This window comes from Paraburkholderia elongata (assembly GCF_013177735.1).
In the GTDB taxonomy this organism is placed as follows: domain Bacteria; phylum Pseudomonadota; class Gammaproteobacteria; order Burkholderiales; family Burkholderiaceae; genus Paraburkholderia; species Paraburkholderia elongata.
Window position 1 is genome coordinate 62174 of record NZ_WOEZ01000139.1, and the last position, 7211, is coordinate 69384.

Below are 7211 nucleotides of genomic sequence, written 5' to 3' on the forward strand. Positions count from 1 at the left end.
CGCCCCCATGTCGAATGTACCCAAAAGTCCCGCTACGGCGAACGAGAATGTGGCGCCGGCCGCCGATCAGGTGAAGCCCAGCGACGCTGCGCGTCGTGCCGCGCAGGACGCTACCCACAACACGCCGCCAGCAGCGCGTGAGTCCCGGCGCGCCGCGGATGACGCGCGCGCGTCTGCGCAGAAAAAAAATCCACCGCAGGACGCGCGCAGCGAAGGGCGCGCGCAGGCGCCGAAAACCGCTCGTGAGGGGCAGAAGCATGCGCCACAGGGCGACGCTGCGCGCAGGCAGCCGACTTCCGGCGGCGTGGAGAAGCCCGCGCGCCGCGACGATGGACGCGCGCAGAACGCGCCTCACGACCAACGCCAGCAGCAGGGCGATGAACGGCGCACGCAGTCTGAAAACACGCGAGATCCAAATCAGCAGAAGCGTGGCGACGGTCGTGCCAATCAGCAAAGCGGTGCGCGTGTGCAGAAATCGCCGCAAGCAGGCGATGCACAAAGCGGCCAGGCCCGTCGCGAATCGCGCTCGCCGCGCGTCCAGCGCGTCGTCGAACCGAACCCGATTCCGCCGATCACGTTCCCCGAAGCGCTGCCGGTCTCCGGCCGCCGTGAGGAGATCGCGCGAGCCATCGCGCAGAATCAGGTGGTGATCGTCTGCGGCGAGACCGGTTCGGGTAAGACCACCCAGCTGCCGAAAATCTGCCTCGAACTCGGGCGCGGTCTGGGCGCGGGCGGCACCGGTCTGATCGGCCATACGCAACCGCGCCGGATCGCGGCATCGGCGACGGGCCGCCGCATCGCCGAAGAACTCGGCACGCCGTTCGGCGAAGTGGTTGGCTACAAGGTGCGTTTTACCGACAATCTGTCGCCGGGCGCGTCGGTCAAACTCATGACCGACGGTATTCTGCTCGCCGAAACGCAGACCGATCCGCTGCTCAAAGCCTACGACACGCTGATCATCGACGAAGCGCACGAGCGCAGCCTGAACATCGATTTTCTACTCGGCTATTTGAAGGAAATTCTCGTCAAGCGTCCCGATCTGAAGCTGATCGTGACGTCGGCGACGATCGACGCCGACCGTTTCGCGCGTCATTTCGGCAGGGACGACAAGCCCGCGCCGGTGATTGAAGTGAGCGGGCGTCTCTATCCGGTCGAAGTGCGCTATCGGCCGGTCGCGGAGGACAGTCCGGCGGTGAAGGCGGCGGAAGGTTCTTCCTCGTCGTCTTCGCGTGACAGGCCGAAGACCCAGCGCGAAACGGATCGCGATCTGATGGAAGCGATCGTCGACGCGGTCGACGAGTTGTGCCGCGAAGGCCCTGGCGACGTGCTGGTATTCCTGCCCGGCGAGCGCGAGATTCGCGATGCCGCCGAGGCGCTGCGCAAGCACCATCCGCCGCATACGGAAATTCTGCCGCTGTTCGCGCGCCTTTCCGCGGCCGAACAGGAGCGCGTGTTCCGCACCTCGAACGCGCGCCGCATTGTGCTCGCGACCAACGTCGCCGAAACCTCGCTGACCGTGCCGGGGATTCGCTATGTGATCGATACGGGCTTGGCGCGCGTGAAGCGCTACTCGTATCGCAACAAGGTCGAGCAACTGCAGGTCGAGTCGATCTCGCAAGCTGCCGCCAATCAACGGGCAGGGCGCTGCGGCCGCGTTGCCGATGGCGTCTGCATCCGTCTGTATGAGGAAAGCGACTACCAGGGCCGGGTGCGCTTCACCGATCCGGAGATTTTGCGTTCGTCGCTGGCGTCGGTGATTTTGCGTATGAAGTCGCTGCATCTGACGGCGATCGAAACTTTCCCGTTCATCGAGCCGCCGCCGGGCCGCGCCATCGCCGATGGCTATCAACTGTTGAACGAACTGGGCGCCGTCGACGACGATAACCAGCTCACGCCGCTCGGCCGCGAACTCGCGCGCTTGCCGCTCGACCCGCGCGTCGGCCGGATGATTCTCGCCGCGCGCGATCAGCAGGCGCTGAAGGAAGTGCTGACCATTGCCAGCGCATTGTCGGTGCAAGATCCGCGCGACCGGCCGATCGAAGCGCAGGAGCAAGCCGATCAGGCGCATCGCCGGTTCGCCGACGAGCGTTCCGAATTCCTCCAGTGGCTGAAGATCTGGAACTGGTTCGAAGAAGCGATCGCGCACAAGAAGTCGAATCGGCAATTGCAGGACGAGTGCCGCAAGAACTTCCTGTCGCAACTGCGCCTGCGCGAATGGCGCGACGTGCACTCGCAACTGCTGACCGTAGTGCGCGAGCACGGCTGGCGTCTGAACGAGGCCGAAGCGACCTTCGAGCAGATCCATCTGGCGCTGTTGACTGGCCTGCTCGGCAACATCGGCCTGAAAGCCGACGACGAACCGTATTTCCTCGGCGCCCGCGGCATCAAGTTCTATCTATGGCCGGGCTCGGCACTGGTGAAGAAGGCCGGTAAATGGGTGATGGCCGCCGAGCTGGTCGAGACGAGCCGCTTGTACGCGCGCTGTATCGCGAAGATCGAGCCGGAATGGATCGAGCGGATTGGCGCGCATTTGCTGAAGAAGTCGTTGTCCGAACCGCATTGGGAAAAGCGTGCGGCGCAGGTGTCGGCGTTCGAGCGCGCGGTGCTGTACGGTCTGCCGATCTACCACCGGCGGCGCGTGAGCTTTGGCAAACAGGACCCGGCGCGTGCGCGCGAGCTGTTCATTCGCGGTGCGTTGGTGGAAGGCGAGTTCGATACGAAGCTCGCGTTCTTCGCGCACAACCGTAAGCTGCTCGCCGACATTGAGCAACTCGAACACAAGTCGCGCCGCCAGGACGTGCTGCTCGACGACGAACTGATTTTCGGTTTCTACGATCAGGCGCTGCCGCAAGGCATCTACACGGGCGCGTCGTTCGAACGCTGGTATCGCGACGAGGTAAAGAAGAGCGGCCAGCCGGAAGACAAGCTGCGCCTGCTGTATCTGTCGCGCGACGATCTGATGCGGCACGAAGCCGCCGGCGTCACGACCGACCTGTTCCCGAAGCGGATGACGATGGCGGGCGTCGAGATGGCGCTCACCTACCACTTCGAGCCGGGTTCGCCGCGTGACGGCGTGACGCTCGCGGTGCCGCTGTATGCGCTGAATCAGGTCGATGCTCGGCGTTGCGAATGGCTCGTGCCCGGTATGCTGAAAGAGAAGACCCAACTGCTGCTGAAATCGTTACCGCAAAAGCTGCGGCGTCATTGCGTGCCGCTGCCTGAATTCGCGGCGGGTTTTGTCGAACGGCATGGTGGCCCGCGTTTCGGCGCGGGCGGCTTGCTCGAGTCGCTGATCGCGGACGTTCGCGAGCAGACCCAGGTCGCGATGAAGCAATCGGACTTCAAGCTCGAGACGCTGACGCCGCACCTGTTCATGAACTTCAAGATCATCGACGAGCATGGCCGGCAGCTTGCAATGGGCCGCAACCTGTCGCAATTGCGTGCTGAACTCGGTGGGCAGGCACAACAGCATTTTCAGAAGATTGCGTCGGGTGCGGCCGGGGTGGCGTTGGCGGATGCGGGCGGCGGGGGCGGCGTGGCCGCTAGCGCGCAATCGAGCGGAGCAGCCGGCGCGGCAAGCGGTGCGGCTTCGCGAGGTAAGGGCGCCGCTGCGTCCGGACCGCTTGCCGCGTCGCAAGACGGCGCGCAAGGCACCGCGCTGTACGAAAAGCTGACGACGTGGAATTTCGGCAAGCTCCCCGAGTTGCTCGAAATTCGCCGTGGCGGCCAGACGTTGTTCGGTTATCCGGCGTTGGTGGATCGCGGCACGCATTGTGACGTCGAGGTATTCGATTCACCGGACGAAGCCGCGCGCATCCATCGCGCAGGGCTGCGGCGCTTGTTCGCGTTGCAACTGAAAGAGCCGATCAAGTACCTGGAGAAGAATCTCCCGGGTCTGCGCGAAATGGCGATGCAATTTATGCCGCGTGGCACTCAGGAAGAACTGCGCGATCAACTGATCGACACCGCGCTCGACCGCGCCTGTCTGCAAGACCCGCTGCCCGCCGATGACGTCAGTTTCCACACGCGCCGCGACGAAGGCCGCAGCCGTCTGACTTTGTTGGCTCAGGAAATCGCTCGTCTAGTTGGTCAGATTCTCAGCGAATACGCGACGGTGACGAAGAAGCTGGTGCAGGCGAAGGCGTTCACGGCCGCACATGCGGACATGCAGAATCAGCTCGATCAGCTGATCGGAAAGCGCTTCGTGGTCGATACGCCGTATGTGCAACTGGCGCACTTTCCGCGCTATCTGAAGGGGATTGCACTGCGCATCGACAAGCTGAAGGCGGACTCCGCACGCGACGCACGGCAGTTCGCCGAATTCCATCCGCTGCTACAGAACTACCAGCGCGCGCTTGCGCAACGCGGTGGTGTGCTGGATACGCGTCTGTCGGAGTTCCGCTGGCTACTGGAGGAGTTGCGTATTTCTTTGTTCGCGCAAGAGTTGCGTACGCCGATGCCGGTGTCGGTGAAACGTCTCTACAAAGTGTGGGAATCGATGCAGCGCTGAGCGGCGCATAGGGTGGGGCGGCGCAGGTGCCCGCTCCATCTGGGCGGCGCGGGCTGCAGGCTGCAACGCTTTTGCAGCGCGCATAAAAAAACGCGCGACACCGCTCCTTTTGAGAGTGATATCACGCGCAAAGGGCGCGAGCTCTTCTTGGCCCGCGCCGGCTCGCTGCTGGTACAGCAACGCTTTTGACTTCGGCGTGACTGGCTCAGACCGAGCCGGTCACGCTTCTTGCCGAAGTTTTACCAGTGCATGCCGGCGCCGACCGACGCGCCGAACTGACCACGCGAGTCAGAGGTGCCTTGCACCTTGTAGACCCACTTGCCGGTCTCCGACAATTGCGACACGCCGATGGCCATTGCCGACTGGCCGCCATACGTGCCACCCGCAATCGCGACCATGCCGTGACCCGGCAAGACGGCTTGCGGCAAGCCCGCAGCCGCCAGTGCCGTTGCTGTGCCGCCGTAGGCATCGCGGCGAGCCGAGCGGATCTGATCGTTGGTGTAACTGTTGGCCTGACCGACCGCGCCGCTTACGCTCTGCTGCAACTGATTGACGTTGACCGCGTCTGTGCCTTGCACGCCGGCTGCGACGTTGGTGATCTGACGCTCCTGACCTGCCGCGCCGACCGACACCGTGTTCGCCCTGTCCGCAACCGAGCCTTGGCCCAATGCGACCGAGTTGTCTGCGCTGGCGTTCGCCGCGGCGCCGAGCGCGGTGGCGTTGTTGCCGCTTGCGACCGAGTTTGCGCCCATGGCGATTGCGTTCGTGCCGCTGGCGTTGGCGTTGGCGCCCACGGCGACCGAATGCGTGCCGGAGGACTGCGCAGCTTCCGTGGCGGTGTTGCCGTCGGCGCTGAAGAACGGGACGTTCGGGTTCACGGTGATGTTCTGGACAGCGTTGCCAATTGCCGCGTTCAACTGACCGAGGTTGACGGCGTCGGTCGTATCCACGCCGTCGGCGACGTTGTGGATGGCCGTGCCGCCGGTGGCTGCATCGCCGCCGAGCGTGACGCTGTTCTTGTTGACGCTGCCGTCGGCGTTGGTGTCGTACATGACGGCCCCGTCGAGCTTGGCGGCGGTGGCCGCACCCTGGCTGGCGACCGCGTTCAACTGGTTGACGTTGACAGCGTCGGTGCCTTGCTCGCCAGCGGCTACGTTGGTGATCTGACGTTCCTTGCCGACCGAACCGACCGAGACGGTGTTCACGCGGTCTGCGATCGAGCCTTGGCCGAGTGCGACGGAACCTGATGTGTCAGCGTTCACAACCGCGCCTTGGCCCAAGGCCACCGAATTGGTGGCGCCGGCCGTAGCCAGGTTGCCGAGGGCGGTGGCGTTTTGCGCGACGGCTTGCGCGCCGGAGCCGACGGCGGTGGCAGCGGTGAAGCCCGGATCGTCAATTGCAAGCGGGTCGTGGCCGGCGACGGAATTGGCACCGATAGCCACGGAATCATCGCCGTTTGCCGTCGATTTATTGCCGACGGCGACGCTGTTTGTGCCGCTGGCCTGCGACGAGCTGCCGCCTGCAAAGGCATTGGTGCCAGAGGCTTCCGCGGCGGCACCCATTGCTACCGCGCGAGTGCCGGTCGCGGTTGCGTCGTCGGTGCCGTCGTTGTTGCCGTTCGCCTTGAAATAGCGTGTGGCGCCGGTGGTGGCGGCATTCAGTTGGCTCAGGTTGACGGCGTCGGTGGCTTCAGTGCCGTCCGCGACGTTGGTGATCTGGCGTTCGGCGCCGGCCGAGCCGACCGATACGGTGTTCGTGCGGTTGGCCAGAGCGCCTTGACCCAAGGCGACGGAGCCGTCGGCGCTAGCCTCGGCCATGTTGCCCAGCGCGACGCTGCCGAGGCCGGTAGCCGACGAGTTGCTGCCGATTGCAGTGGAGCCCCCCTTGATGGCCGTCGCACCGCCGCCCAGTGCGGTGGCGCCCATCGCATCCGCAGTGGAGTCGTTGCCGACCGCTGTCGAAATGATGCCATTGGCCGTCGCTTTGGTGCCGACCGCTGTACTGCTCGCCTCTGTTGCCCATGCGCCCGTGCCAGCTGCGAAAGCGTTTTTTGCCGAGCTAACGGCGCCGCTTCCAATCGCGATCGAGTGATCTCCGACTGCGACTGCATCGTCGGCAACGCCGTTGGTGTTGCCGGTTGCTTTGAAATAGCGCTGTGTGCTGCTATTCGCGACGGCGTCGACCTTGCCGTCAACTGCGCTCAACTGGCTGACGTTGACAGCATCGGTAGCGGCTGCGCCGGCTGCGACGTTCGTCACGCGGCGCTCGTTGCCATTGGAGCCTACCGATACTTCGCCGGTTGCGGCGATGGCTGCAACTGCCGTGGCACCTGGGCCAGTCGGCGTGTAAGCCGTCGTAGTCAGATCGGCAGTGGTGGTTGACTTTGCGCCAAGCGCGATGCTGTTGTCGGTCGTGGCAGTCGCTTGGTAACCGATTGCAACCGAGTTGCTGCCATCGGCTTCTGAAAAAGCCCCAAGCGCCGTCGCGCCTTTGCCACTTGCCGTCGAGACGGGGCCGACGGCGGTGCTGTAATCAGCCATCGCCTGCGCCAACGAGCCGCTCGCAAGTGCGCCGAGCCCATTAGTCTGCGCAGTGTTGCCGAGCGCGATTGAACCGGTACCGTATGCCGATGACCCATTGCCGATTGCGGTTGAATTCAGGCTCCCCGCGTACGCCCCTCCGCCCGCAGCAACTCCCCCTG

At 64.5% G+C, this 7211-nt stretch carries 2 protein-coding genes; one reads left to right on the forward strand and one right to left on the reverse strand.

Going from position 1 to position 7211, the window contains the following annotated elements:
• Nucleotides 1-7 precede the first annotated feature (7 nt).
• Complete coding sequence (gene hrpA, locus GNZ13_RS25465; protein ID WP_172169507.1) at nucleotides 8-4510, forward strand: ATP-dependent RNA helicase HrpA; 4503 nt, start codon at nucleotides 8-10, stop codon at nucleotides 4508-4510.
• A 239-nt stretch (nucleotides 4511-4749) separates the two neighbouring features.
• Here hrpA and GNZ13_RS25470 read toward each other — a convergent pair.
• Nucleotides 4750-7211, reverse strand: a 2462-nt coding sequence (locus tag GNZ13_RS25470) for a YadA family autotransporter adhesin (RefSeq protein WP_172169510.1), incomplete at its 5' end; no start/stop codon positions are given.

Bases quoted from the DNA above. Each gene is read 5' to 3' on its own strand.
- hrpA (WP_172169507.1), top strand. From the start codon at position 8: ATGTCGAATGTACCCAAAAGTCCCGCTACGGCGAACGAGAATGTGGCG.